Source organism: Haloferax sp. SDI50 (genome assembly GCF_059802635.1).
Genome location: NZ_JBPULL010000003.1, coordinates 281,658 through 306,420, shown reverse-complemented (window position 1 = coordinate 306,420; position 24,763 = coordinate 281,658). Strand labels below are relative to the sequence as shown.

Annotated in this window: 24 protein-coding genes; 11 read left to right on the top strand and 13 right to left on the bottom strand. The window is 65.1% G+C overall.

What is annotated here, in order from left to right; translation table 11 throughout:
* Positions 1-113: 113 nt before the first annotated feature.
* Together ACSR87_RS18430 and ACSR87_RS18425 are read left to right on the top strand one after the other, a co-directional pair.
* Complete coding sequence (locus ACSR87_RS18430; RefSeq protein ID WP_498531646.1) at positions 114-1,160, top strand: pyridoxal-phosphate-dependent aminotransferase family protein; 1,047 nt, start codon at positions 114-116, stop codon at positions 1,158-1,160.
* A gap of 90 nt (positions 1,161-1,250) precedes the next feature.
* On the top strand, positions 1,251-1,838 hold the full coding sequence (locus ACSR87_RS18425; protein ID WP_498531645.1) for a DUF2238 domain-containing protein: 588 nt from the start codon (positions 1,251-1,253) through the stop codon (positions 1,836-1,838).
* 175 nt (positions 1,839-2,013) lie between these two features.
* Here the strand turns inward: ACSR87_RS18425 and ACSR87_RS18420 are convergent, their stop codons facing one another.
* The 5 genes from ACSR87_RS18420 to ACSR87_RS18400 all read right to left on the bottom strand — a co-directional run bounded on the left by ACSR87_RS18420 (position 2,014) and on the right by ACSR87_RS18400 (position 8,406).
* Positions 2,014-3,120, bottom strand: a complete 1,107-nt coding sequence (locus ACSR87_RS18420; protein WP_498531644.1) for a PhoU domain-containing protein — start codon at positions 3,118-3,120, stop codon at positions 2,014-2,016.
* 234 nt (positions 3,121-3,354) lie between these two features.
* Entirely contained in the window at positions 3,355-4,383 is a 1,029-nt protein-coding gene (gene pstB / locus ACSR87_RS18415) for a phosphate ABC transporter ATP-binding protein PstB (RefSeq protein WP_498531643.1), read from the bottom strand.
* Positions 4,384-4,385: 2 nt separating this feature from the next.
* Positions 4,386-6,008 (bottom strand): phosphate ABC transporter permease PstA, encoded by a 1,623-nt coding sequence (gene pstA, locus ACSR87_RS18410; RefSeq protein ID WP_498531642.1) that lies wholly within the window; start codon positions 6,006-6,008, stop codon positions 4,386-4,388.
* Positions 6,008-7,141, bottom strand: a complete 1,134-nt coding sequence (pstC, locus tag ACSR87_RS18405) for a phosphate ABC transporter permease subunit PstC (RefSeq protein ID WP_498531641.1) — start codon at positions 7,139-7,141, stop codon at positions 6,008-6,010. Before pstC ends, pstA begins: the two co-directional genes overlap by 1 nt.
* Before the next feature lie 62 nt (positions 7,142-7,203).
* Positions 7,204-8,406, bottom strand: a complete 1,203-nt coding sequence (locus ACSR87_RS18400; protein WP_004064480.1) for a substrate-binding domain-containing protein — start codon at positions 8,404-8,406, stop codon at positions 7,204-7,206.
* A 185-nt stretch (positions 8,407-8,591) separates the two neighbouring features.
* On the opposite strand from ACSR87_RS18400, the gene ACSR87_RS18395 reads away from it, so the two are divergent.
* From ACSR87_RS18395 to ACSR87_RS18385, 3 genes are all read left to right on the top strand, one after another.
* A complete protein-coding gene (locus ACSR87_RS18395) occupies positions 8,592-9,587 on the top strand; it encodes a halo transducer protein (protein ID WP_498531640.1) in 996 nt (331 codons plus the stop codon).
* Between the two features lie 107 nt (positions 9,588-9,694).
* Positions 9,695-10,297 (top strand): superoxide dismutase [Mn], encoded by a 603-nt coding sequence (gene sod, locus ACSR87_RS18390; protein WP_498531639.1) that lies wholly within the window; start codon positions 9,695-9,697, stop codon positions 10,295-10,297.
* A 224-nt stretch (positions 10,298-10,521) separates the two neighbouring features.
* Complete coding sequence (locus ACSR87_RS18385; RefSeq protein ID WP_498531638.1) at positions 10,522-10,704, top strand: hypothetical protein; 183 nt, start codon at positions 10,522-10,524, stop codon at positions 10,702-10,704.
* 19 nt (positions 10,705-10,723) lie between these two features.
* On the opposite strand, the gene ACSR87_RS18380 is transcribed toward ACSR87_RS18385, so the two are convergent.
* Complete coding sequence (locus tag ACSR87_RS18380) at positions 10,724-10,891, bottom strand: hypothetical protein (protein ID WP_498531699.1); 168 nt, start codon at positions 10,889-10,891, stop codon at positions 10,724-10,726.
* 112 nt (positions 10,892-11,003) lie between these two features.
* Here ACSR87_RS18380 and ACSR87_RS18375 point away from each other — a divergent pair, with 112 nt between their 5' ends.
* Positions 11,004-11,588 (top strand): NAD(P)/FAD-dependent oxidoreductase, encoded by a 585-nt coding sequence (locus ACSR87_RS18375; protein WP_498531637.1) that lies wholly within the window; start codon positions 11,004-11,006, stop codon positions 11,586-11,588.
* 138 nt (positions 11,589-11,726) lie between these two features.
* On the opposite strand, the gene ACSR87_RS18370 is transcribed toward ACSR87_RS18375, so the two are convergent.
* From ACSR87_RS18370 to ACSR87_RS18360, 3 genes are all read right to left on the bottom strand, one after another.
* Positions 11,727-12,431: an alpha/beta hydrolase gene (locus ACSR87_RS18370; protein WP_498531636.1), complete on the bottom strand. Its 705-nt coding sequence runs from the start codon at positions 12,429-12,431 to the stop codon at positions 11,727-11,729.
* The gene (locus ACSR87_RS18365; protein ID WP_498531635.1) at positions 12,431-13,465 is read right to left on the bottom strand and encodes a ring-cleaving dioxygenase; all 1,035 of its coding nucleotides are present in this window, start codon (positions 13,463-13,465) and stop codon (positions 12,431-12,433) included. The genes ACSR87_RS18370 and ACSR87_RS18365 overlap by 1 nt, the downstream gene beginning before the upstream one ends.
* Before the next feature lie 79 nt (positions 13,466-13,544).
* Positions 13,545-14,297 (bottom strand): pirin family protein, encoded by a 753-nt coding sequence (locus tag ACSR87_RS18360; protein WP_498531634.1) that lies wholly within the window; start codon positions 14,295-14,297, stop codon positions 13,545-13,547.
* Positions 14,298-14,441: 144 nt separating this feature from the next.
* Between ACSR87_RS18360 and ACSR87_RS18355 the strand changes: the two genes are divergently transcribed.
* Positions 14,442-14,663, top strand: coding sequence for a hypothetical protein (locus tag ACSR87_RS18355; RefSeq protein WP_498531633.1), 222 nt, complete (start codon positions 14,442-14,444; stop codon positions 14,661-14,663).
* 18 nt (positions 14,664-14,681) lie between these two features.
* Here ACSR87_RS18355 and ACSR87_RS18350 read toward each other — a convergent pair whose 3' ends face one another.
* The 3 genes from ACSR87_RS18350 to ACSR87_RS18340 are packed head-to-tail and all read right to left on the bottom strand — an operon-like array spanning position 14,682 to position 19,304.
* The gene (locus tag ACSR87_RS18350; protein WP_498531632.1) at positions 14,682-15,371 is read right to left on the bottom strand and encodes a hypothetical protein; all 690 of its coding nucleotides are present in this window, start codon (positions 15,369-15,371) and stop codon (positions 14,682-14,684) included.
* A gap of 28 nt (positions 15,372-15,399) precedes the next feature.
* A complete protein-coding gene (locus ACSR87_RS18345; protein WP_498531631.1) occupies positions 15,400-17,916 on the bottom strand; it encodes an efflux RND transporter permease subunit in 2,517 nt (838 codons plus the stop codon).
* Complete coding sequence (locus tag ACSR87_RS18340; protein ID WP_498531694.1) at positions 17,916-19,304, bottom strand: COG1361 S-layer family protein; 1,389 nt, start codon at positions 19,302-19,304, stop codon at positions 17,916-17,918. Before ACSR87_RS18340 ends, ACSR87_RS18345 begins: the two co-directional genes overlap by 1 nt.
* Positions 19,305-19,785: 481 nt before the next feature.
* Here ACSR87_RS18340 and ACSR87_RS18335 point away from each other — a divergent pair, with 481 nt between their 5' ends.
* Positions 19,786-20,418 carry a TetR/AcrR family transcriptional regulator gene (locus tag ACSR87_RS18335; RefSeq protein WP_498531630.1) on the top strand — a complete coding sequence of 211 codons (633 nt, stop codon included), beginning with the start codon at positions 19,786-19,788 and terminating at the stop codon, positions 20,416-20,418.
* A 72-nt stretch (positions 20,419-20,490) separates the two neighbouring features.
* On the opposite strand, the gene ACSR87_RS18330 is transcribed toward ACSR87_RS18335, so the two are convergent.
* Positions 20,491-21,210, bottom strand: coding sequence for a hypothetical protein (locus tag ACSR87_RS18330; protein ID WP_498531629.1), 720 nt, complete (start codon positions 21,208-21,210; stop codon positions 20,491-20,493).
* Between the two features lie 412 nt (positions 21,211-21,622).
* Here ACSR87_RS18330 and ACSR87_RS18325 point away from each other — a divergent pair, with 412 nt between their 5' ends.
* From ACSR87_RS18325 to phnC, 3 genes are all read left to right on the top strand, one after another.
* Positions 21,623-22,273, top strand: a complete 651-nt coding sequence (locus ACSR87_RS18325) for a ribonuclease HI family protein (protein ID WP_498531628.1) — start codon at positions 21,623-21,625, stop codon at positions 22,271-22,273.
* Positions 22,274-22,899: 626 nt separating this feature from the next.
* Positions 22,900-23,922: a phosphate/phosphite/phosphonate ABC transporter substrate-binding protein gene (phnD, locus tag ACSR87_RS18320; protein WP_498531693.1), complete on the top strand. Its 1,023-nt coding sequence runs from the start codon at positions 22,900-22,902 to the stop codon at positions 23,920-23,922.
* Positions 23,923-24,762, top strand: coding sequence for a phosphonate ABC transporter ATP-binding protein (gene phnC, locus ACSR87_RS18315; protein WP_498531627.1), 840 nt, complete (start codon positions 23,923-23,925; stop codon positions 24,760-24,762).
* Position 24,763: the final 1 nt, after the last annotated feature.

Genomic DNA, 24,763 nt, shown 5'->3' with positions numbered 1-24,763 from the left:
GCCGGCGCGGGCGGTCGCGTTCGCCGGCCGCCGGTCGGGTATCGCTGCCGACGCGGTCGGACGCTCGCCGCGGATGCCGTACTGCTAAGACGCTCTGTCCGTAACGGGGAGTCATGCTGATGACACCCGGTCCCACGGCCGTCCCGCCGCGGGTCCGCGACCGGATGAGCGAGCCGATGCCGAACCCCGACATCGAGCAGTCGTTCTTCGACACCTACGACGGCGTCTGCGAGAAACTCGGGCGCGTCTACGACACCGACGACGACGTGGTCGTCATGGGCGGCGAGGGCATCCTCGGCCTCGAAGCCGCCATCGCCTCGACGGTCGCCCCCGGCGACGACGCACTCTGCGTTTCGAACGGCCTCTACGGCGACGGCTTCGCTGACTTCGTCGAGGGCTACGGCGGCGACCCGACGGTCGTCGGTGCCGACTACACCGACTCGCTCGACCTCGCTGGCGTCGAAGCCGCGCTCGACGAGGGCGAGTTCGAGGTCGCCACGCTGGTCCACTGCGAGACGCCGACGGGCACGCTCAACGACATCGCGCCGGTGCTCGAACTGCTCTCAGACCACGGCGTGTTGACCATCGTCGACGCCGTCTCCTCGCTCGGCGGCACGCCCGTCCCGAGCGAACACATCGACATCAACCTCGGCGCGTCCCAGAAGGCGTTCAGTTCGCCGCCGGGCCTCACCACGGCCGCCGTCAGCGACCGCGCGTGGGAGGTCGTCGAGGAGCGCGACCCCGACTCCCTCTACACGAACCTCCTCCCGTGGCGCGACACGAGCGAGGGCTTCCCGTACACCCACCTCGGCGCGAACGTCGCCGCCCTCGACGAGTCGCTGTCGATGCTCCTCGAAGAGGGGCTCGACGCCGTCTACGAGCGCCACGAGGAGGCCGCCGCCCACTGCCGCGAGCGCGGGGCCGACCTCGGACTCGACCTCTACGCCGACGCCGAGCGCAGTTCTCCGACGGTGACGGCGTTCCACCTCCCCGGCGAGGCGAAACGCGTCCAAGCCGAACTCGAATCGGAACACGACATCGTCCTCGCGACCGGGCTCGCCGGCCTCGCAGACGATATCCTCCGGGTCGGTCACATGGGCTACAACGCCGACGTTGAGAAAGTCGACCGCGTGATGGACGCGCTCTCGTCCGTCGTCTGAAACCGGCGACCCGTCAGCGACCGGCGACCTGTCTGCGCCCGACCGCCGTCCGGCTGTCAACGTTTTTCCCCGATGCCGACGACAGTCCCGATGAGAACGACCGTGACCGAAACGAGCGATTCGACGGGACGGCGGCGACCGGACGACGGAATCAGATACGCAATCGTCGTCGTGTTTCTGACCGGGCTCCGCCGCCGCAACCCCGCGGCGATGGTGAACGCCGCGTTCGCGCTCGCTGGCACGTACCTCCCCGACGCCTTCGAGCGACTGGTCGGCGTCGAGTTTCGCCCGTGGCAGCGCGTCTACGTCGAGTCGGCCATGCTGACCCACTCGGTCGGGATGCTCGGTCCTTACGACGACGTGTGGTGGTGGGACCATCTCACTCACACCCACTCCGCGACGATTCTCGGCGGGGTCGTCCACGTGCTGTCGCGTCGCCGCGGCCGCGACCCCGCGACCCGCGTGCTCGCGGTTGTCGTCTGCGCCGGCGTGCTCTGGGAACTCGCGGAGTACGCCATCCACCGCGGGGCCGACGCGCTCGGTATCGACCCCGTGCTCGTCTCCTACGGCCGAACCGACACCGCGCTCGACCTCCTGTTTAACCTCGTCGGCGCGGCGCTCGTCGTCCTGTTCGGTGACCGCGTCCTGACGAATCTCGTCCCGCCGAGAGAGGAATAAGCGGTCCGCCCGTCAACTCATGTTTGCCATCGAGCCTGTCGAGTACGGTCAGCTTGGCGGACTGTCAAATACCCTGTGACGAGTTACCGACGAGCACCCGAACGCTCAGATATCGCCATCTACGGTGAGTCCCCCGAATCTGCCGACGCCCGTCGGTCCTTCCCCGTCGCGTACGTCAGGCGCTCTGGGAGTGTTCCGCGGACTCGCTTTCGCTCCCGTTCTCGCGGGTCGGTCGCTCGTCCATGTTGTGCGTACGGACCGCGGTCCGGAGACCGACCTCAGCGACGTTGCCGACGTGTTCGGCCGTCCGTTCGAGCGCGTGGAGCGCGTGGGCGAGTCGGTAGTCAACGTCGACGTCCGGGTCCGCCTCCTCGAACAGCCGTCGCTCGACCTTTCCGACGCCCTCGCGGACCCGGTCTCGGACGGTCAGCGCTTCCCGTGCCGCGTCGGGGTCGTCGCCGTCGAGCGCGACTTGCACCGCGTCGTCGAGCGCCTCGGGGACGACCTCGACGAGTTCGGACACCTCGTCGGCGACCGCGGGGGGCAGCGGGTCAGGGACCGCCGACGCGACGGCGGCGATTCGCTCGGCCTGGTCGGCCACGCGCTCTAACTCGCGGGCCGCGGTGTGGAGGCGGAACAGCTCCGGGCGCGTCTCGCCGAGGGCGTCCACCTCGTCGAGGCGGTCGAGCCCGCGGGTGAAGTGCCGGTCGACCATCGCAAAGAGGCGGTCGGCGCGGTCGTCGCGCTCCGCGAACCCGTCGAGGGGGGCGGCCCCGGTGAGCGCGGCGGTCGCGTCGCGGTGCATCGAGACGGCGACGAACTGGAGTTGTCGGACCGACTGGCGGATGGAGACCTCGTTCGCGTCGAGGACGTTCCGCACCGTGACGGACGTGTCCGACTCCTCCGTGATGGTCACGCCGACGAGGTTGCGGGCGACCCGTCTGACGGCCTGTCGCTGCGCGGCGTCGAACGTCCCGTCCGCCTCGACGACGACCTGTTTCGACCCGGCGGCGTAGGCCGCCCGGAGCGTCTGTTCGAGGCCGTCACCGGCGGAATCGTCTCCGCCGTCCCCACCGTCCCCGTCACCGCCGCCGACGGTCACCGTGAACTGCATCGACGCGTCGTCCTCGCACTCGGGTGCCTGTATGACGAGCATCCCGTCGAGGTGCGTGTGGAGGTTGACGACGGTGCCGGCGGTGATGCCCTCGCCGTCCGCCCACTCTCGGGGGAGCGAGACGGTGAACGTCCCGTTGCTGACCTGCTGTATCTTGCGTGTCTCCATTGTGTTGGCGTGTCTGAAATCGTGTTGTCTGCTTGCCAGTTCCGCGGTGACGCCGCCCCCGCCTCGGCGGGTGATTCGACTGACGAAACGCGAGCGTCGCCGCCGACTGTCCGGCTTCGACGGCCGCAGGTCGTCGAGAACCGTCGTCACGTCGGGACGTCGAAGTCGGCGTCGTCAGCGCGGGGACGCTCGGCATGGGTCGGCGTCGGCTCGGGTCGGGGTCGAGTCCGACCGTTACCCGAACTTACCGCTGATGTAGTCCTCGACGCGCTGGCTCTGTGGGTCCTCGAACACCTGGTCGGTGTCGCCGTACTCGACGAGTTCGCCGCCGGTGAGGAAGACAGCGGTCTGATCCGAGATGCGCGCCGCCTGCTGCATGTTGTGGGTGACGATGACGACCGTGTACTCCTCCGCAAGGTCGTGGACGAGGTCCTCGATTTTCGAGGTCGCGATGGGGTCGAGCGCCGACGCGGGCTCGTCCATGAGGAGCACCTCGGGGTCGGTCGCCAGCGCGCGGGCGATGCAGAGCCGCTGTTGCTGGCCGCCGGAGAGCCCGAGCGCGTTGTCGTCGAGGCGGTCGTTCACTTCGTCCCACAGCGCCGCCTGCCGCAGGGAGCGTTCGACGAGTTCGTCGACCGCGTCGTCGTCGCTCCGGCCGAGCAGGTTGGCGAGCAGACCGGTGTCGAGGTCGCCGTGCTTCCGCGGCCCGTAGGAGATGTTGTCCGCGATGCTCTTCGGGAACGGGTTCGGTGACTGGAACACCATGCCGACGCGCTTGCGCAGTTCCACGAGGTTGACGCCCTCCTGGTAGATTTCCTCGCCTTCGAGCCGGACCGAGCCGTCGATGCGCGCGGCCTTGATGCGGTCGTTCATCCGGTTGAGACACCGCAGGAACGTCGATTTCCCGCAGCCAGAGGGGCCGATGAGCGCCGTGACGCTGTTTTCGGGAATCTCCATGGAGACGCCCTTCAGCGCGTGGTCGTCGCCGTAGTAGACGTCGAGGTCGGAGACCGAGAGCTTCGCGTCGCCCTCGAACTCGTGTTCGACCCACTCCTCGCGGGTCCGCTCGCGCGTCTCGCCGCTCGTGACTTCGAGCGGCTGGTCGGTGCCGGGGCTCGCGCTCGCGCCGCCGGCGAGTTCGCTGTCCGTCGTCGTCTGTCCGTCGGTCGTCGTCTGTCCGTCGGTCGTCGTCTGTCCGTCGGTCGTCGTCTGTCCGTCGGTCGTCGTCTGTCCGTCGTCCGCCGTCTGTCTGGTTTCACTCATGGTTACTCGTGCTGAAGTTTACTCCGGAAGTAGTACCGCGTCGCGATGCCGACCGCGTAGAAGCCTAAGACGACCACGAGCAGGATGAGCGCCGTCGCCCACCGGAACTCGTCGATGGCGCTGATGTTCGACGACTCCCCGACGCCCGCGGTGATAAGCGAGTAGAGCTGATACGGCAGCGCCGAGGTCGCCCGCATCAGTTCGGGATTGGTCACGAACGGCGGCGAAAGCGAGAACTGGAAGCCGCCGACCACGTCGACCGTCTGACTCCCCGGCGGGGCGACGCTCCCCGACATCGTCAGGAGAATCGGCGCGGTCTCGCCGGCGATGCGACCGACCCCGAGGATGATACCCGTGACGATGCCCGGGAGCGCCGCCGGGAGGACGATGCTCCGAACGGTCTGCCACTTCGTGACGCCGAGGGCCGCGCTCGCGTCGCGGTACTCGTCGGGGACCGCCAGCATCGACTCCCGGCTCGTGATGACGACGAGCGGGAGGAGCATGAAGCCGAGCGTGAGCATCCCCGCCAGCAGCGACTTCCGGTTGCCGAGCCGCGGGACGAGGAACGCCAGTCCGAACAGCCCGAAGACGATGCTGGGCGTGCTCCACAGACCGTTGGTCGCGATTTCGACGACCTGCGTGAAGCGCCCGCGGTCGGCGTACTCGGTGATGAAGACGGCCGCGCCGACGCCCAGCGGGACGGCGAACAGCACCGCCCCGACGACGAGCCAAATCGTGCCCGCGATGGCCGGAAGGACCCCGTTCACGTCGTTGAGGAGTGCGACGCCGTTCATCACGAACGGCCACGAGAGGGGCAGCGAGAACGTCACGCCGCCGAGCGTCACTTCGGGGCCCGCACCCGCGCCGAGCGCGAGGCCCTTGAACAGCCCCGGCAGGCCCTTCAGGACGGTGAACGCGACGAGGAGGAACAGCAGCGCGATGATGGAGATGGCGTTCAGGTAGACGAGGACGTACGCGCCGACGTGGCGGCCGCGCGCGCCGAACCCGCCGTAGGCCTTCGCGGCGGCCCAGCCGACGAGCAGGGAACAGAACGCCGTCAGGACCGGAATCGTGAACTCGGCGTTGAACGACGCCTGCTGTTCCCACCCGAGGTCCCAGACCCACGACGGGCCGATGACGCCGGTGAGGAAGACGACGCCGGCGAACGCGGCGAGCGCGCCGGCGGGGAGCGTCGAACCGATGTCCTCGCGGGGGAGTGCGCTCGCCGCGAACGCGACCCCGCCGGTGACGAGCGACGCGACGACCCACCCGACCGTCCCGAGGCCGAGCGTCTGCGAGGCGACGAGCCCGCCGACGACGAGCCAGATGAGCGCGAACGCCACCGAGGCGACCAGTCCGGCGGTCGGTCTGGGGTTGGTGGCGACGTAGCCGAGTCGGGAGCCGACGCCGAAGCCGACGACGGCGAGTCCGAGGAGGACCAACAGCCCGCCGAGGAGCGCGACCACCGGCACGCCCGCGACGGGGTCGGTGATGGTCACGAGTTCGAACGCCGACGCGAGCGAGAGGGCGAACAGCACCGCCGCCAGTCCCACCGCGCCGGCGGCGACCGCCTCGGTCTCGGAGGTGTCCTCGCTGACGAGCGCGGTGTCGGTCGCACTCGCCATCAGTCGGCACCTCCGAGCTTCCGGCGCATGCGCGCCTCGATGTACTGCGAGCCGATGCTGAGGAACAGCACCGTGACGAACAGGATGACGCCCGCGACGAACAGCGCCGAGAGCTGGAGGCCGTCGGCGTCGCCGTAGTTCGCCGCGATGAGCGACGTGAGCGTGTCGTTACCGTAGAAGACGTTGTACAGCGGCTTCGTGAGCGCCGGACTGCCGCGGAGCATCACGGTCGCCGCCATCGTCTCGCCGATGGCGCGGCCCACGCCGAGGAGGACCGCGGCCGAGACGCCCGAGAACGCCGCCGGCAGCGTGATGGAGGTCATCGTCTGCCAGTCGGTCGTGCCGAGGGCGAGCGACCCGCTTTTCATCGCCTCGGGGACGCTGTTGAGCGCGTCCTCCGCGACCGAGACGACCGTCGGCAGCGCCATCAGCCCGACGACGATACCGACGAAAAGGTAGGTTCCCTGTCCGACGATGTCGAACTGGTCGGCCGCCCACGGGCTGAGGATGGTAAAGCCGATGAAGCCGTAGACGATGGATGGGATACCCGCCAGAATCTCGACGCCCGGCTTGACGACCTCGCGGACGGTCCGCGGCGCGATTTCGCTGAGGAAGAGCGCCGCGGCCACGCCCAGCGGCGCGGCGACGGCCGTCGCGATGATGGTGACGAGCACCGTCCCGTGAATCATCGGGACGAGCGAGTACCGAATCGGCGGCGTCACCGGACTCCAGCGCGTCTCGATGAAGAGCCGCAGGCCCGGAATCGGCACGCCGAAGACGTTCACGGTCGCGTACTGCACGGTCGGCCACGCCTCCGCGAAGATGAAGACGAGGATGAGCCCGAGGACGAGGATGGTCGAGACCGTCGTCGTCAGCGTGAGCACGCGCGCTGTCAATTCTTGGTGTCTGAGCCAGCCGTACCCCGTCGCGACGAGGAACACCGCGAACGGGACGGCCGTCAGCGACGAGACGGCCAGAAAGCCCGCGAACGCCGCGAGGAGCGACACCGCCGCGACCGTGACCGTGACGAGCGCGTCCGGCGGCGTCTCGTCAACGAAGTCGCGACCGCGCCGGAGCCCTCGCCGAGCCGCCGCTCGGAGGCCGGCACCGTCGGAGTTTGGAAGTACGTTCATGATTGGAGCGTCGATGAATGGAAAGAACGAGGTTCAGGAACCGCTACCGCGTCCGAGCCGCGTTACGCTTGGCTCGGAAGCTTGTCTTTCTCGGCCTGAAGGTCCTTGTCAGGCAGTGGGATGTAGTTGTTGTCCTCGACGAACAGCTTCTGACCGAACGTGGTCAGGAACATGTTCATGAACGCGGCTTCGCGCATGTCCGTCCCGCTCGGGGTGTCCTCCGTGACGGTCGTGTACTGGTGGAGGTCGCGGTTCAGCGGGTAGTCGCTGTCGAAGATGGTGTGCTCCGCGCTCTTGTCCGGCGCGTAGAGCGTGCCCTCGAATTCGATGCCGATGGGCTGGACCTCCGGGCCGGTGAACGCGAGGGCCATGTACGCGATGGCACCGTCGTTCTGCTGGACGACGGTCGCGACCTGCTGGTTCTGGCCCTTCCGGGTGTCGACGCCCTCCATCGAGGCGTCGGCGCTGCCGAGCATGTTGAGGCGGAAGGAGGTGTCCGTCCCGGAGCCTTCCGCGCGGCCGACCACGTAGATTTCCTGGTCGTGGCCGCCGACTTCGCTCCAGTTGGTGATTTCGTCCTGGTAGATTTGGCGGACTTCTTCGCCGGTGAGTTCCGTCACGCCCGCGTCGTAGACGTCCTTCGAGACGACGACGGGCTGACCGTCGCGGCCGAGGACGTGGTCCACGTAGTTCTCCTCTGCTTCGGACTCGCTGATGCCGAGTTCCGCCGTGATCGGACCCGACGAGTTACCGATGTCGACGAGACCGTCGCGGACGGACTTACAGCCCGTCCCGGAGTGGCTTAGGCCGATGGACGTTGCGAACGCCGGGTTCGCCTGCGTCTCGGTCGGCTCGAAGCCGTAGAGGGACGCGAAGTAGTCGGCCAGACGCATGTCCGGTGCGCCGAGTTCGTCCCAGCCGGGGACGGTAGATTCGTCGTTCGAACCCCAGTACTCGCCGTCGCTCGGCGGCGCGTTGGAGTTCCAGTAGGAGCTTCCCTTGTTCGCGATGGGGTACACCGTCGAGGAGCCCTCGGCGGTGAGCATCTGCGGCGCGCTCGATTCGCTCGATTCGCTCGTCTCCTCGGGAGTCGAGGTCGTGGTCTCGGGAGCGTCCGTCTCCGCTTCTTCGGTCGCCGGCGCGTCGGTCTCGGAACTCGACTGCCCCGAACAACCGGCGAGCCCCGCGACGCCCGCCGCGCTCGAAGCGACGAGGAACTGCCGACGTGATACGCTGCCTGCCAACTTCTTGGAATCTTGCGCCATCACGTGGTCAGACCCGGTTTTAAATAAAATGCGTTTATAATACCACTTTAGTTCTATCAGAGTTACACGTAACACTAAGAGACGAAATAGTTCGATATTAGCGCACACATCAGTACGGAGAACTATATACACGAACGTAATCGAGACGACAGAAAATATAACGGGTGCCGAGATACGTACGCACGATGGCCCAGCAGGACCGAAACATGGACTCCGAACGTATCGTCGGTCTGTCTAAATCTGACGCGGCCGACCGCGTCGTGGACGCGGACGAGTCCCGGGACCCCGACACCGTTCGGACGGTACTCAGTCACGTGACCGAAGACGGTGCGGTGACGGCCGACGGCGTCGATTCGGCGGTCACGGACACGTCGATGATTCTGTCGACCGCGGAGACGCGCGTCGAACTCGCGTCTATCGACCTCGACGACGCCCGCGAGGCCGCCGGCGACGACGCGGCCGTCGGTGCCGTCCGGTCCCGTCTCGACGTGTTCGAGGCGAAGGTTACGAACGCGACCGAGCGGGTCGAATCGCTCGGCGAGGAGTTACAGGGACTCTCCGACTGGCGCGACGACCCTCGGTCCGTCTACGACATCGTGCTCGGACTCCGCGAGGTCGCGTCCGAGGCGCAGGCGCTCACCGCGCACGCGGACGACATACAACTTGACGTCGAGGAGTTCGAACGATGGCTCTCGAACCACGACGTTCGCGTGCGCGGACTCGACGGCGATTTGGCGGCCCTCGAACAGTCGCTCGACGGACTCGACGGCCGGGTCGAGGCCGTCGCCGACGCGGAGAGTTCCGAAGACAGCGCCGACGCCGCCGAGGACGCTGGCGACGACCGCGCAACCGAGTGGTGCAACGCCGCGCTCCGCGCCCGCGTCTCCGCCCTGTTGGTCGAGGACGTGCGGGCCGAACTCGACGACTTGCGGGAGTTGGCCCCCGAGTCGGACGCGGCGACTGACGGTCTCGACGAGGCCGCCGCCGACCTCGACGAACACGGCGCTCGCGTCGAGCGACTTCGCGAGCGCCTCGACGGACTCGCCCGACCGTCGTGGACCGACGAGTACGGGGCGCGAATCGAGTCGTTCGAGGCGACGCTGGCCGCGTTCGAACCGCCGGTGTCGTGGGGCGCGGTGCAGGCCGAACTCGACGACGCCAGAGTTGGTGCCGAGGCGTGAGTGAGCGCCCGAGAGTGTTTGCACCCATACATATCATATCTACTACGTAAATCGCGTTCAGCGAACGTACATATGTGTTCGGTCCCTCGGTCTAACTGCGAACACCAATGTCAGACTACGAACTTGACCCCCTCCCGTACGAGTACGACGCGCTTGAGCCCCACATCTCCGAACAGGTGCTGACGTGGCATCACGACACCCACCACCAGGGCTACGTCAACGGCTGGAACGCGGCCGAAGAAACCCTCGCAGAGAACCGCGAAGCAGGCGAGTTCGGCTCGTCCGCCGGCGCGCTCCGCAACGTCACCCACAACGGCTCGGGACACATTCTGCACGACCTGTTCTGGCAGAACATGTCGCCGGAAGGCGGCGACGAGCCCTCGGGCGCGCTCGCAGAGCGCATCGCGGAGGACTTCGGTTCCTACGAGGCGTGGAAGGGCGAATTCGAAGCGGCGGCCGGCGCAGCCGGCGGCTGGGCGCTTCTGGTGTACGACTCGTTCTCGAACCAGCTTCGGAACGTCGTCGTCGACAAGCACGACCAGGGCGCGCTCTGGGGCTCCCACCCGATTCTCGCGCTGGACGTCTGGGAGCACTCGTACTACCACGACTACGGCCCGGCCCGCGGGGACTTCGTCTCCGCGTTCTTCGAGGTCGTCGACTGGGACGAACCCGCCGCCCGCTACGACCAGGCCGTCGAACTCTTCGAGTAACGCAGCGTAGCGCAGCCGAACCACGCGCTTCCCGCGCGACCACAGGTTACCGTGAGAGGGTGCCCAACCGAGGGCATCCGGCGAGGCGAGTTCGCCCCGCCAAACCGGCACCCTCCCGTCGAACGCACGGCACATTTTTGGGCGAGTGACGCGACAGTGGCTGCCGATTGTCTCAGTTTGTTTCAATCAAAATTCATAACTACGCGGGAGCGGATGTGCGGGTAATGAGCAACCCACCGTGGACCGCCGAATTCGCCGCCCTGAAGTCCGACTGCGCCGTCGAACTCGCCGCGCTGCTGGAGAAGTACCCGCAACCGGTCGTCTACGAGGTGATGAGCGAGATGCTTCGCCGCGAGATGCGCGACCAGTTCGCCGTCTCGTTCGCCGAGTCGCAGTTAGACGAGTAGCCGCCGTGTCAGTCCGTGTTCACGAGGAGGACCCCGACGTAGAGAACCCCGCACCGAGTGCGATTCTGAGGAACGCGAGCGCCAGCGGTGATATCGACTGAAATCCCCACTTGGCGACGACGTACATCCCGCCCCAGATGCCCGCCGCGAGAGGCGGGGCGACGGCGAGGAGTCGGTCGCGGTCCATAGCCGAGGGCACGCGAACCGGGACACGAAGAGTGAGGGGAATTCAGAACCGAGAGGAATACAAAATATCCGCTTTACCGGGTTTCTTTATCGAGTGCGCTAGTGCATGGAACATGGCAGACGTAATCGTCATCGGCGGCGGTCCCGCTGGTCTGACAACCGCCCTCTTCGCCGCGAAGAACGGGCTCTCCACGACGGTCTTCGACACCGACAAGACGTGGATGCACAAGGCGCACCTGTTCAACTACCCCGGCGTCGGCTCCGTCGACGGCTCGAACTTCATGGAGACGCTCCGCACGCAGGTCGACCACTTCGACGCGGAGCGCCATCAGGGCGAGGAGGTCACCGACGTGAACGAGGCCGACGGCGGCTTCGTGGTCGCGACCGACGACGACGAGTACGAAGCCGACTACGTCGTGCTCGCCACGGGCGCGAACCGCGACCTCGCGGAGTCCCTCGGCTGCGCGTTCGACGACGAACTCGTCGACGTGGACGTGACGATGGAGACGAGCGTCGAGGACGCCTACGCCACGGGCGCGATGGTCCGCGCCGAGGAGTGGCAGGCCGTCATCTCCGCCGGCGACGGCGCGGCCGCCGCCCTCAACATCCTCTCGAAGGAGAAAGGCGAGCACTACCACGACTTCGACGTGCCCGCGGACGCCGAGTCCGTCTTCGGCTCCCTCATCGACGAGGTCTGAGCGGCGACCCCGGTCGGCCCGGTCGGCCCGGCCGACCACGTTTTCTCGCTCCTTCCGCCCCGTTTTTCTTCGACGGCACGACCACCGCGTAGCCGCGCGGCTATCGACCCGTAACTCCGAAAACGATCGCAGCGCGCGTCAGTCGAGTCGCTCGATGAACGAGTCGATGACCCGGATTTCGTCGTCGTTGATTGCGTGGCCCAGTCCCTCGTACAGCCGACTCGTCGCGTCGGCGCCGAGCTCCGCGAAGACGCGGGCCGACGCCTCGACGCGGTCGGCCTCGACGCGGGGGTCGTCGCGGCCGCTTCCGAAGAAAACCGGCGTGCCACCGAGGTCGGCGTCGCTGCCGTGACCGTCGTGGTCGCCATTGCCGTCGTCGCCGGCGGGCCGGCTCCCGAGGTCGGGGCCGAGGAGGCTCCCCGAAAGGGAAACGAGGCCGCCGTACCGGCGGGGGTTTCGAAGCGCGAACTCGGCGGCGAGGCACGCGCCCTGCGAGAACCCGAAAAAGACGACGCGCTCGGGGGGAATCCCGGCGTCGGTGGCGATATCGAGCGCGGCTGATACCCGGCCGAGCGCGGAGGAGAGCCACGGTTCGTTTCGCTCGATGGGACTGGCGGACGGGGCGGGATACCACGAACTTCCGGCGGCCTGCGGCGCGAGGTACATCACGCCCCGGTGGAGGAATTCGTCGACGAGCGTGAGAGCGTACCGCGCTTTCGACCCGCGGCCGTGGAGCATGATAACGGCCGCGTCGGCGACCTGCGGCGGCGCGCCGGCCGTCGCAATCTCCTGTCCCTCGTGGGGGTCGGTCGCGGACCGGGGCGTGGTCGGACGGGGAGCCATCAGTTCGACCCGCCGTCGCTACTGGGTCCACCGCCCGCGGTGCCCTCGTCGCCGTCGCCCCCATCGTCTCCGTCGTCTCCGTCGTCCCCGTTGTCGCCTCCAACGCCAGCCGGCAGGTCCAGCGGGCGCAGTTGGTTCTGTATCATCTCTCGGTCCTCCTCCAGCCACGGCGGGAGGTATAGCGACTCCCCGAGCGTCTCCGGGTCGACATCGAACGTCAGACCGGGACCGTCGGTCGCGAGTTCGAACAGGATACCGCCCGGTTCGCGGACGTACAGCGACTGGAACACGTGTCTGTCTTTCACCCGCGACACGTCGTAGCCGCGCTCGCGGAACAGGTCGTGCCACTCGTACAGCTGGGCTTCGTCATCGACGCGAACCGCGACGTGATGGATGCTTCCCGCGCCTTCGCGACCGAACTCCCCGTCCCGGTCGAGGAGGTCCACGACGGTCGCCCGGTCGCCCGGCGCTCGGTAGCGGACGCGGTCACCCTCCTGCGCCACGAGGTCGAACCCGAGCGTGTCGAGCACGCTGGCGGTTACGAAGGGGTTCGTCGAGTGGAGCGTGACGCCGTGGATGCCGCGAACCGCGCGCTCGGCGGGGACCGGACCGTCGGCCCACGGGTCGACCGGCGACTCGCCGGTGACGAGTTCGAGGTCGGTGCCGTCGGGGTCGGAAAACCGGATGACCGTCTCGTCGAACCGCTCGAACGGGCCGTCGACTTCGATGCCGCGGTCGGCGAGGCGGTCGGTCCAGTAGTCGACGGCCTCGGAGGGAATCACCAGCGACGCGGTCCGAATCTGCGGCGTTCCGGGGCGTCCCGGCTCCTCGGCAGGGTACGGGAAGAACGTCAGGGCCGTCCCGGGCGACCCGGCCTCGTCGCCGTAAAACAGGTGGCGCGTGAACTTCTCGTTGAGGTTCACCGTCTGCTTGACGAGGCGCAGGCCGAGCGTCGTCGCGTAGAAGTCGACGTTCGCCTGCGCGTCGCGGACGATTCCCGTGACGTGGTGGATTCCGGCGGTGTCTGTGAGCATCGAGTTGGGCGGGGTGTTGGAGAGTGTGTTGGGTGGCGGCGCTTCGCGGCGGGGACGGGTCGGCGCGTCGGGACCGCGGTCAGCGACCGATGGTTCCCTGTCGTGTGACGGGCGCGTCGGGGTCGACCAAGAAGGCGACGACGGTAGCGTCCTCGTCGGCGGTGAGCGTCAGGCCGGCGTCATCGACGAGCAGGCCGCTTTCGGTCTTCCCGAAGCGCGTGCCGGCGGCCTCGACCGCGCCGTCGAACACGTAGAAGTACGCGTCGCGGCCCTCGATTTCGGGGAGGTCGGCGCTCGACCCGGCGTCGAGGCGGAGGTCGAAGAGGTCGACCTCGTTTCGGACGAAAAGCGGTGCATCGGTGCCCTCGGGACCGAACAGGTGTCGCCACTCGCCCTCGACGGGGGCGTCGATGGGTTCGTGTTGGATGTTCGGCTCCAGCCCGAGACTGTGGGGCCGGACGAACATCTGGAGCATCCGTAGCGGCGGGTCGTCCGCGCGGGTGAACTCCTCGTGCCAGAACGTCTCGCCCGCGTTCATCACCATCAGGTGGTCGGCGTCGGTGACGAGGTCGTTGCCGTCTTGGTCGCCGTGGCGCATCACGCCCGCGGGCACCCACGAGATGATTTCCTCGTCGCGGTGGGGATGCATCGCGATGTGGGTGTCGGGGTCCATGAACGACTCGACGATGGTCGCGAGCGGTCCGTAGCCGTGGTCCGCGTGGTCCGGGAGGGCGCGACCGGGGAAGTTGAAGTAGGTCCGGAACTTCCCCTGGTCCTGGGAGACGTCGGTTCGCTCCGCCTTGTAGAGTTTCGTCTCGGAGCCGACTTTCATTACGTGCGCACCTACGCGTCGAATCTATATACCTTCTCGGCGACGTGACCGAAAGCAGGTGACGCCGGTGTCACCGGGCGCGGCTTCCGAGCGAGCGCCCCCGGTGACAAACGTTTTGTTCCTGACAACCGACGGACTAGTCGAATGGATTCGAGTCGGTGGTCGCCGTGGCGAAACTGGCTGTTCGTCGTTCTGAGTGGTATCGTCGCGGCTGGAATCACCTACGCGTTCGACCCGTCCGATTCGGGCGTCCTCGCGTCGGCCGCGGTCGGGGTCGTGGTCTGTCTCATGTTCGCGGTCGGCCACGCGGTCTCGAACGAACGGGTGAAGCAGACGCTCCTCGACTTGCTGTCGCTTCTCCCTTGAGTCTATCCCAACTCACGGTCACCATCCCTGTCGCAGTACGAAGACGGCGTGTCCGAACACGGCCAACAGGAAGGGCACCGAACTGACGGGCCAGACGAAGACGGTGCCGAGCGGAATCGCCCCGAAAAAGAGGGCGGTCACGGCGAACCGGACCCACACCCAATCGACCGATTTCGGCGTCGAATCCGCGGAAATAGAAACGTCGTGTCGTCGAAGTCCCTCGCGAAATCGGGCTTTGACTCCGTCCGAAACGAGAAACATCGAGGGCTTGTTGACGAACGACTTCTCGTAGTACAACCGGGCCGCGGTCCGGTCGCCGAGCGTCACGAGCCGGGCGGATTCGACGTCCGAGAGCGAGGTAGTCACGTCCTCGTCGCTCCGAAACAGCGAGGGGTCGCCCATGTGGTAGGTGCTTTCGAGTTCGCCGGCGTCGTCGTCGAGTGTGACGCTCGTGCGGATGAACCGCTCGGAAAGCTGTAGGGTTGCGGTCAGCACCACTGCGGCGTACACGGAGTACGAGAACAGACCGCGGTCTCCGACGAACACGCCGACAATCAACAGGGCGACGGGCACGACGGCGAACAGGGACCACCACAACACGCGGCCGAAATCGACGCCGTTGAACGCGACTCGCGTCGGAAGCCCGCGCAGGCCGCTCACCTCCGCGGTCCACGTCACGGCGGCCTCGTTTTCGTCGGAATCGCTCATTCGTCACCGGGTTGCGTGCGCACCGATATTATCCCCGCGGTGCGGTCTGGTCTGTGCCCTCGCGGCCGTCGCTCGGACGGAGTCGCGCCAACAGGTCGAGATTCCATTGCTGTGTTCGTTCCCAGAGCAACACCGCGGGCGGGAGTGCAATCACCGCCGCCAGGAACGAATAGGTGACGCTCAGGCCGATGAGGACGCCGAAGTTGCCGAGAATCGGGGTGATGGCGAGCGCGAGCGCACCGGTCCCCAACGCGGTCGTCAGCATACTGCCGAACAACGCGCCTCCCGTTCCGGTCAGCGTGATCATCATCGCTTCGTGTGCGCCCGTCGTCGCGTCGAACTCGTCGATGAAGCGGTGGGTCGTGTGCACCGAATAGGCGATGCCGACCCCGACCGAGATGGAGAGAATCGTCGCGGTCAGCGCGTTCAGCGTGATATCCAGATACCGCATCGTTCCGAGCAAGAACGCGATTGCGATCAGTATCGGGAAGACGTTGACCACGCCGAGCAGCGGTTTCCGCTCCAGAACACCGTATATCGCCACGAGGAATACGGCGGTCAGGACGACCGCGAGGACGAGTCCCTGAATCGCAGACTGGAAGATGCGGTCCATCACCGCTGCGCGGACGACGACATCTCCCGTAGACGTTGCTTTAAACTGGAACTCATCCGCCATTTCTTCCCCAGCAGTTGTCACTTCTGTCTGTGACGCATCAGAGTCAGTCTGATATTCGACCAGCGCGGACCGGTAATCATCAGTGAGGTACTGTTCGGCCCGCTCGCTCGACGAGGAAGCGAACAGTTCGTCGTAAATTCGTTCGAGGTTCCGGTCGGGAATCCCGTTATCGTTCTGGTCGTTCCGGGCGACTAAGGCGGCGAACTCTTCGTCTTGCTCCGCGTGGGATTGAATGACCGTCACGATGTTCTGTGCCTCTGCTTGCCCACCGGGTCCAACTGCAAACGACTCCGGGGGATTGTCGTTCGGAGCTGCGAGGGCTTCGAGCGCGTGATCTTCCTTGAAGTTCCCTCGGGCATATATTTTCACCGTGCTCCCCTGACTGCTCCCGAATTTGTCATCGAGCAAGTTGATCGTTGACGTGATCGTATACTCGCCTGGCGCGAACGGTTCAGGTAAGCCCGTGACGTAGGCTGGGAGCTCCTCGGGCGGAAGGAAGTCCTCGTTTTCGAACGAGGTGCCGACGCCGGCCCCGTACGCGCCCATGGCGACACTTGACAGGACTAGTCCCAAGACGATTACCGCTGGTGCGTGCTGACTCACCCGTGCAGGGAACGCTAACACTCGTCCGAGGGCTGAGTCCTCGGACGCTATCGGGGACGAGTTGAACTCCGGGACGCCGAGCCGCGTGCGCACATTGTCGCACACCAACTTGGTTGCGGGTAAAAACAGCCCGAAGATGAGGAACGTGAAGATAATCCCGACCGCCGAGGCGATACCCAGATTCCGAATCGGCGTCAGGTCGGAGATGACGTTTGCACCGAATCCGAACACCGCCGTCACGGTGACGATGACGAACGCGATGAGGAGCTGGGCGTTCGCTTCTCGCATCGCTTCGATCGCTTCGAACCCGCGTTCGGTCTCTTCTCGGTAGCGGTTGATAATGTGGATGCCGAAGTCAACACCGACCGCAAGCAGTAACACCGGAACCGAAATCATCTGCTGGCTAAACGGAATCCCCGAATAGCCGAGGAATCCGAACGTCCAGATAATCGTCATCACGAGTGCGACCAGTCCCAACAGCACGTCGATGGGGTCGCGATACGCGACCACCAAGAAGAAGAGTAACAACAGGATTACGACGGGCATCACGATCAGAAGCGAGTCCTGTACGGACTGCGAAATCTCTGTTTCGGTCGTCCCCGACCCGAACGCACGAACGTCGCCCGGCGTGTCGTCAGCAATCGCTTGGAGGTCCGTCTGGACAGCAGTTAGGTCGTCGTCACCGAAGCTCCCCGGGAAGTCATGCGAAATCGTCGTAATCGAGGCAGACGCGGAGACGCTGGTCGGATTGAAATCGTTCGAGACCACTCCGGACAGTCGGGACGAGTCGTCGAGTTCGCGAACGGCCTGTCTGATTTCGGACGGAGTCGCCCGTTCGAGCGTTCGCCGGTAGTCTGCCGGTGTCGTCGCCGACGGATTGAGATGCTGCGCAATGATTGGAGCCGGGCCACGAGCCGATTCCATCCGGTACTCATCGTGTTCGGCAACGCGTTCGAGCAGGCGAGCGTCGCGGACGAGCGCCTCCCGAGTCAGAACGTTGCTCTTCGTCCGAATGAGTTGCGTCGTCGTCTGAGCATCCGTCTGGAACGGCTGCTCGAAGTTCTGTTCGACCTCATCGAGGGTTTTCTGTTCGGGTAAGTCATCCGTGAACGCGTCGAGTCCGCCAGCGCTCATCTGCACAGACCCTAACCCGCCGATGAACACACCCGTGAGCAGCAAAAAGGCGACGACAACTACGCGCGGGCGGTCCACGATTGTCGTGTTGAGGCGTTCGGTCGCCGTTTCAATCCTCTCAGCCAGTGACATTACTTCCGCCTCCAGTAGACGACTGCGACACCGCCTGCGACAACCACCCCCAACCCTAAGATGAGCGTTATCGGCGACACGCCGCTGTTCTGGGGCTGAACGGCATCCAGCGGTTTCCTGAACGTGTCCGTGAGGTGCGTGCTGCCGTCACTATCCGTGTAGCGGAAGTCGAACGAGATGGGGTACGTGCTTCCCGTCGTCGCCGCCGACGACGCCGTCACTTCGAACGCCAGCGTCGCGGACTCACCGGGCTCTAAGGACTCGATGTAGCTCGTGTCCGAACCAGCGGCGCTGAGGGGGTCGTCAGCGAATAGACGCGCTTCGATATCGGTGACCGTCTCGTTGAGGTTATTCGTCACTTCGACGGTGACGACCCGCGATTTACCGACGGTAATCGTCCGGTCGGAAACCGCGAGTCCGAACTCGTCTCGGTCCGGGCCGATAGTCGTCAGGAGGTCGAGTTTGTCGTAGGTCCGCTGGTCTCCGTCGCCGTCACGGTACCGAACCTCGACATTGAGTAATTTGTCGCCGACCTCCGCCTCACTCGTAACCTCCATCGGGAGGCGGAAGGACTTGGATTCGCCCGGTGCGAGCGACCCGACGGCAGTGGAATCCTCACCCGGAATAACTGTTTCTGAACTGTCAACCGGACGAATGGTCACGCTTCGAACCGTGTTAGGGCCGGTGTTCTCGACCGTGCCGACGACTTCTCCATCCTCGCCCACTCGGAGCGACGAGGAGACGTCCGAGAAGGCGAACGACTGCTCGGGGAGCGACTCGACAGTGGTCGTAATCGGATTGGACGTACGGCTGATACCGTCACTGTCGTCGTAATTGACCACGAGGTCCAGCGCATATGCGCGCGCGGCGGAGCCGGATTGGAGCGCGGCACGGTACGTAACCGTCCGGTTTTCGCCCGGCTCCCAGTCGCCAACAGATGCCGTCGAGGACGTGTCGCCGGACTCGAACGTCAAGGAGCTACTCTGTGACTCTGCGTTCACAGTCGCGGCTTTCGCAATTTCCGAGCCGGTGTTCCTGAGCGTGAACGAGATATCGTTATCATCACCGACTTGCGTCGTCGCGTTTGTCTCGACGATTTCGAACCGAGCGTCGTCGTTGATTCGAATCGTTATCGTGCCGGTCTCCGTTCGCGTGGAATCGGTCCCCTCAGTGGTTCCGCTGGAGCTATACCGAAGCTGGCGAGTGTGCGAATACTCGTAGGTGACCGGGAGTTGATAGGTTCCCGGTTCAGCGTCTTCCGAGATAGTGACCGAGATTGTCTTCTCGGTGCTTCCAGTCGGGAAGTTTCCGAGAGAGACCTGCCCGGTTTGGACGTCGATTGGAGCGTTTTCGTCGTCTATTTCGAACGTTAATCCCCTCGCAGTCATCACTTCCTCTTCGTACTGCGATGGACCGTGTTCGATAATTAGACCGCGGTTGACGACCGAGATTGCGAGCTCGTCAGTCGTGCCCGCAGAGAGCGTTCCGGACGAAGTTGCAAACGTGATATCTGGGTTCCCAACGACGCTTCCAGACTGCGATGTCTGAGCGGTCGCAACGGCGGGAATCGCGCCGGCAACCAGTCCCATGACGAGGACGGTAGTAAGCGCGGCGGTCAACAACCGTGAGCTCCGAAGTATATTCTGTGTCATCCTTACTGAGTACTTAGTCAAATCCCGAGCGGACGGATTAATGTGTCGGTCTCGGCCAGTAGCACCCTCAATGCGGATAGGGGAGACGACTCCGAAACACAGGTACGACCGGCCTATGGATAGATAACTCCCGACAGAGTTAGCAGGTGACTCAATCACAGAGCCGAGTCGTCCAGAGAGAGTAACCGCTAATTGGGTGCAGGGAGAATCGGATAGTATGGACAAACGGGGCCCTCTTTTTGCCGATGAGCCTGAAGATACCAAGATCGAGATTTTGAAAGCGACGTTTGAAGCCCTTGCCGAACACGGATATGCCAACCTTACGATTGACCGAATCAGTCGGCACTTTTCCAAATCAGAAGGGCTGGTCTTCTACCATTACGATGGAAAAGACGACGTTCTCTTGGACCTTCTCGACTACCTGCTTAACCGAATCGTACAGGTTGGGATGCCCGTCGCTGACGACGGAGACCCAGAAACCCGACTTCGAACCCTCCTCGACCAAGTCATCCCCGGACCTGACGAACAAGAGATTCGGGATTACGAAACGGTACTGACGGAACTGCGGATGCAGGCGGCACAAGACGAAGCGTTCCGAGCGTGTTTCAATCAGTCCCAAGACCTCTTCCGCGAAACGATACGGGAGATACTACGAGACGGCATCGAATCAGGGGATTTCAGAGCGGTGGATCCAGAACTAGTCACGGATTTTCTGGTGACGCTGGTTAGCGGACTCACCTTCGAACGGGTGACGACAGGGGCCTCCCGTTCCATTCGGTCGGAGCTGGATAGCTATATCGAGTACAGGCTCTTGGCTGACGAGGAAGCCGGTGACAGTGGAGACGCCTGAGAACCGTCGTCGCTTAGCTCCCCGCGCACGGAGAGTTACTCGGTCGAGGCGGGCTCTCAACTGGCAGTTCACTCACTCGGTTAGCGTACTGCGTTTCTCGGCGACGGCCGACCCGATTGCGGACCGCAACGGCTTCCAATCGACGCGGCCCCGGTCGAGTCGGCCGTACTCCTCTCGAACAGCCGTCTCGAACACGCGTGCGTGAACTTCGTCGGTCGTGAGCGACGGCCGAGACGCTTCGGCGGCTTCGATGGCTCGGCGGACCCGCGTGTCGGTTACGAGGTCGGCGGCGATTGCGTCCGGCTCTCCTCGTATCGGCTCGTAGTCGTCCGGCTCGTCGAGGACGGACCCTCGGATGAGTGCGCGACCACCGCGTCTGTTCTCGACGATAACCCCCGCGGCGGGGCCGTCGTACCACGCTGACTCGGGGATATCGAGCCGGTCGGGGTGAAAATCCCGGACGTTCAGTTCCTTCCGGAAGGTGTTTACCGGCGTCAGACCCAGCCGTTCGAACACTCGCTCGGACTCGTCGATGGGAACGAGTCGTTCGTCGGTTTCGTTCCAGATGGCCCGACCGAGAAACGGCGGCATTCGCTCCCAGTCGTAGTCAATACCGACGTGACACGGTGCGACGCCGAAGAAGACGTACGACCTCGGCTCATCGACTGCGTCGTGAAACGCGTCGCGGTCGAATCGCTCTCGAACGTGTCGAACGGCGCATTCGTGCGGCGGCGGCACGTCGTCGAAGACGCAATCTCGGTCCCCGAACAGCAGGCGACCCGACGACCTCATCTGAAATCGTAGTCGGGGGCCGGCGACGTGCTCGCGGAGCCATAGGTGGCCACTCGACAGCAACTCCTCGGGGGCATCGACGAGGTGAGGCGTCGACGGATACGGTTTCACGACTGATTCGTTCCACGACGAGACGGATAGTTTTGGGTGTGCGCTCTGAGCGCCTCACCCGCCGCGCGCCGACATCCGAACCCCGTCCGTCGCATCGTCGTCGGCCGCACAGGCTTCGATACCTGCGAACGTCCGCCGGTGGCGGTCACAGACGACATCGAGCGAGTGGGCGAACCACCGGAAGGGATTATGCCGCTCGACGACCGAGAACGGATATGCAGTTGTTCGACGGGCCGACGAACGCAACCGAGACCGGTGGTGTGAGGGCGCGGACCGGCGACCGGAAGGAGGCCCCAGAACCGTGACCGAGGAGCCGCTTCCCGCCGAGCATCTCTCGCCGCTCGCCGCGCTCGTCGACGAGGTGCTCGCGGGCGTCGGTTACGAGATGGCCGCAGCCACCGACGCCATCGACGACGCGGTATCCGGCTACGGCGGCCTGTTCGACCCCGAGACGACACGGGGAGAGCTGCGACGCGCGCTCGGTGAACTGTCGGCAGCAGAACTCGCCAACCCGCCCGTCGCTGAGTCGATTGACGATTCGTTCGTCCTGTACGTCGACGGCAGTTCACGCGGTAACCCCGGCCCCGCGGGCGCGGGCGCGGTCATCATGGACTCGGAGGAGACCCAACTCGCCCGACTCGGTCGCCCCGTCGGCTCTCGGACCGGGAACAACACCGCCGAGTACGTCGCCCTCCAACTCGGCCTGTCCGAACTGCTGTCCCGCTACGAGCCACACAGCGTGGACGTTCGAATCGACTCGATGACCGTCATCCGCGATGTCTGGGGCGGTAACGACCCTACCGAGGCCGGCGTCGAGACGTACAGCGAGTCCATCGCTGCGGCGCTCTCGGAGGTTCCGAACCACCGGTACACGCACTTGGCCGATAGCGACCCGAACCCCGCCGACGCGCTGGCGACGGTCGGTGCCGATATCGCGGCGTTGGGACCTTGACGGGGGCGACGACACCGCGAACTCCGCGGAGAGCAGAACGATTGTGCCGATTCGGTCGGGTGCTGTCCGCGTCCTCCGACATCCCTTTTCGCCACCCCTCGACGGCTCGTTCCGAGCCTCCCTATTCACGACCCGGGCGCGAACGGCGGCGGCGACGGGTCGAACTCGGCGAGGCGGCCGACGAGCGTGCGCACGGGCATACACTCTGCCTGGGAGAGCGTGCATAAACCAGTATCGGGACGCTGATATATAGGGGACTAAACGCTACATAATCTATGAAGACCAACATATCTGTTGTTGCTGTTACGTACTCTACTGAGCCACACGGACTCGAATGAGTGGTACACATTCAACCGTACCGACCGGACTATCACAAAATATACTTACCCAAACATATCAAAATTACATAACATATATCAGTAGTCAATCCTGCTGTCCACTCGATGACAGACGATAACGGCAGGCGACGGCGGACGTTTCTGAAGACATCGGCGGCCGCGCTCGCCGCTGGCTTTGCGGGTTGTTCCGCGTCCGGCGGCGGAAATAGCGACTCCGGCGGTTCCGGCGGCTCCGGCGGCTCCGGCGATTCCGGTGGTTCGGAGTCCAGCGGTTCCGGCGGCGACCCGATGCTCGCGTCCGCGAGCAGTTTCGACCCGGCGAACCCAGCCTGGGAGGAAAACAACTACTTGTCGACGGCGCTGGTCGACGAGGACTACCAGCGCGGGTCGACGGTCGACCTCGAAACCATGCGTAACCGCGAGGTCGAGGAGATTCCTCACGGCCAGCCCGTCCAAGAGACGCCCGACAACGAAGACGAGTGGCTCGACCCCGACACCCTCGTGTTCACCGAGAGCCCGAGCGAGGACGTTCAGGGCCGGTTCGAAGACGACTTCCGGGCCGTCTTCGACCGCATCGAAGAGGAGACCGGCAAACCCGTCGAGTTCAGCAAGGTCAACAGCTACGCGGCGTCCGTCGAAGCGATGCGCTCCGAACGGGCTCACATCGCGAATTTCTCGACCGGGACGACGGCCTTCGCAGTCAACCTGGCGGGGGCGGTCCCGTTCGCGGCCGGTCTCACGCCCGACGAACTGTTCGGATACCGGCTGTTCGCGACCACGCGCGCCGACGCCGACGACATTCAGAGCGTCGAGGACTTCGCCCGCGACGACGTGAGGGTCGGCCACTCCGAGCCCGCGTCGAACTCCGGACATCAGGCACCGTCGGCGCTGTTCGACCAATACTTCGGCGTGACCGCCGAGGAGGACTACGAGGTCAACTTCTCGGGCGGGCACGGCAACACGACCCGCGGCATCGCCGCCGGCGACTACGACGCCGGCCCCATCTGTTCGACCTGTATGGTGGACACCGTCGAGGCCCAAAGCGACCTCAGCTTCGACGACTTCAAAATCGTGTGGGCGTCCGCGCCGTTCCCGAACGGCCCGGTCGCGTACCGATACAACCTCAAACCCGAGATACAGGAGGGAATTCGGCGGGCGTACCTCGAATCGGACTTCGCGGGGACGGCTTTCGAAAACCGAACCGGCTACGACCAGTTCGTCCCCATCGACTACCGGACGGTGTTCAAAGACATCATGATTATCCAGGGATACAACGGTGTCGAGTACACCGAGAGCGCGCTCGGGTCGTAGATGCTCCGGGTAACCGACCTCCGGAAGACCTACCCGACGGGCGACGAGGCGCTGAAAGGCGTCACGCTGTCCGTCGAGGGAAGCGAGACCGTCGCCATGATCGGCCCCAGCGGGGCCGGCAAGAGCACGTTCATCCGGTGTATCAACCGGCTGACCGAGCCCGGCGACGGCGAGGTCCACCTCGACGACACGGAGCTGACCGAACTGGGCGACGATGCGCTTCGGTCGGCCCGCCGGGACATCGGGATGATATTCCAGGAGTACAACCTCGTCGAGCGGCTGACCGTGATGGAGAACGTTCTCACGGGCCGGCTGGGGTACGTGTCGGCCTGGAAGGCGTTCCGTCGGTCGTTCCCGGCGGAAGACATCGAACGAGCCTACGAGGTTCTCGAACGAGTCGGCCTCGACGGCATGGAGAACAAACGCGTCGACGAACTGTCCGGCGGCCAGCGCCAGCGCGTCGGCATCGCGCGGGCCGTGATTCAACAGCCCAAGATTCTGCTGGTCGACGAGCCGACATCGAGTCTCGACCCGGAGACGTCCGAGACGGTGATGCGGCTGTTGACGGATATCGCCGCCGAGCGCGAAGTCCCGGTGCTCATCAACATCCACGAGGTCGACCTCGCGATGGAGCACGCTGACCGCATCGTCGGCCTCCACGACGGCGAACTCGTCTTCGAGGGACCCCCGGAAGCGCTCGACGACCGCGGGTTAGATCAGGTGTACCGCGGTGCGGAGGTCCCCGACAACGCCGGTGGGAACGCGGACGCACCCGCCGAATCGGGCGAAAAAGAGGCTGTCCTCGCTAATGTTGACCGGTCGCTGCGGGGGGAGACCTAAC

Coding starts and splice junctions, on each gene's coding strand:
- ACSR87_RS18375 (WP_498531637.1), top strand. CDS start 11,004: ATGGCAGACGTAATCGTCATCGGCGGCGGTCCCGCTGGTCTGACAACC.
- ACSR87_RS18355 (WP_498531633.1), top strand. CDS start 14,442: ATGGATTCGAGTCGGTGGTCGCCGTGGCGAAACTGGCTGTTCGTCGTT.
- ACSR87_RS18370 (WP_498531636.1), bottom strand. CDS start 12,431: ATGGCTCCCCGTCCGACCACGCCCCGGTCCGCGACCGACCCCCACGAG.
- ACSR87_RS18340 (WP_498531694.1), bottom strand. CDS start 19,304: ATGACTGCGAGGGGATTAACGTTCGAAATAGACGACGAAAACGCTCCA.
- ACSR87_RS18365 (WP_498531635.1), bottom strand. CDS start 13,465: ATGCTCACAGACACCGCCGGAATCCACCACGTCACGGGAATCGTCCGC.
- pstB (WP_498531643.1), bottom strand. CDS start 4,383: ATGAGTGAAACCAGACAGACGGCGGACGACGGACAGACGACGACCGAC.
- ACSR87_RS18430 (WP_498531646.1), top strand. CDS start 114: ATGCTGATGACACCCGGTCCCACGGCCGTCCCGCCGCGGGTCCGCGAC.
- ACSR87_RS18420 (WP_498531644.1), bottom strand. CDS start 3,120: ATGGAGACACGCAAGATACAGCAGGTCAGCAACGGGACGTTCACCGTC.
- ACSR87_RS18335 (WP_498531630.1), top strand. CDS start 19,786: ATGGACAAACGGGGCCCTCTTTTTGCCGATGAGCCTGAAGATACCAAG.
- ACSR87_RS18350 (WP_498531632.1), bottom strand. CDS start 15,371: ATGAGCGATTCCGACGAAAACGAGGCCGCCGTGACGTGGACCGCGGAG.
- pstC (WP_498531641.1), bottom strand. CDS start 7,141: ATGAACGTACTTCCAAACTCCGACGGTGCCGGCCTCCGAGCGGCGGCT.
- ACSR87_RS18360 (WP_498531634.1), bottom strand. CDS start 14,297: ATGAAAGTCGGCTCCGAGACGAAACTCTACAAGGCGGAGCGAACCGAC.
- ACSR87_RS18345 (WP_498531631.1), bottom strand. CDS start 17,916: ATGTCACTGGCTGAGAGGATTGAAACGGCGACCGAACGCCTCAACACG.
- phnD (WP_498531693.1), top strand. CDS start 22,900: ATGCTCGCGTCCGCGAGCAGTTTCGACCCGGCGAACCCAGCCTGGGAG.
- pstA (WP_498531642.1), bottom strand. CDS start 6,008: ATGGCGAGTGCGACCGACACCGCGCTCGTCAGCGAGGACACCTCCGAG.
- ACSR87_RS18380 (WP_498531699.1), bottom strand. CDS start 10,891: ATGGACCGCGACCGACTCCTCGCCGTCGCCCCGCCTCTCGCGGCGGGC.
- ACSR87_RS18400 (WP_004064480.1), bottom strand. CDS start 8,406: ATGGCGCAAGATTCCAAGAAGTTGGCAGGCAGCGTATCACGTCGGCAG.
- ACSR87_RS18385 (WP_498531638.1), top strand. CDS start 10,522: ATGAGCAACCCACCGTGGACCGCCGAATTCGCCGCCCTGAAGTCCGAC.
- ACSR87_RS18425 (WP_498531645.1), top strand. CDS start 1,251: ATGAGAACGACCGTGACCGAAACGAGCGATTCGACGGGACGGCGGCGA.
- ACSR87_RS18330 (WP_498531629.1), bottom strand. CDS start 21,210: ATGAGGTCGTCGGGTCGCCTGCTGTTCGGGGACCGAGATTGCGTCTTC.
- sod (WP_498531639.1), top strand. CDS start 9,695: ATGTCAGACTACGAACTTGACCCCCTCCCGTACGAGTACGACGCGCTT.
- phnC (WP_498531627.1), top strand. CDS start 23,923: ATGCTCCGGGTAACCGACCTCCGGAAGACCTACCCGACGGGCGACGAG.
- ACSR87_RS18395 (WP_498531640.1), top strand. CDS start 8,592: ATGGCCCAGCAGGACCGAAACATGGACTCCGAACGTATCGTCGGTCTG.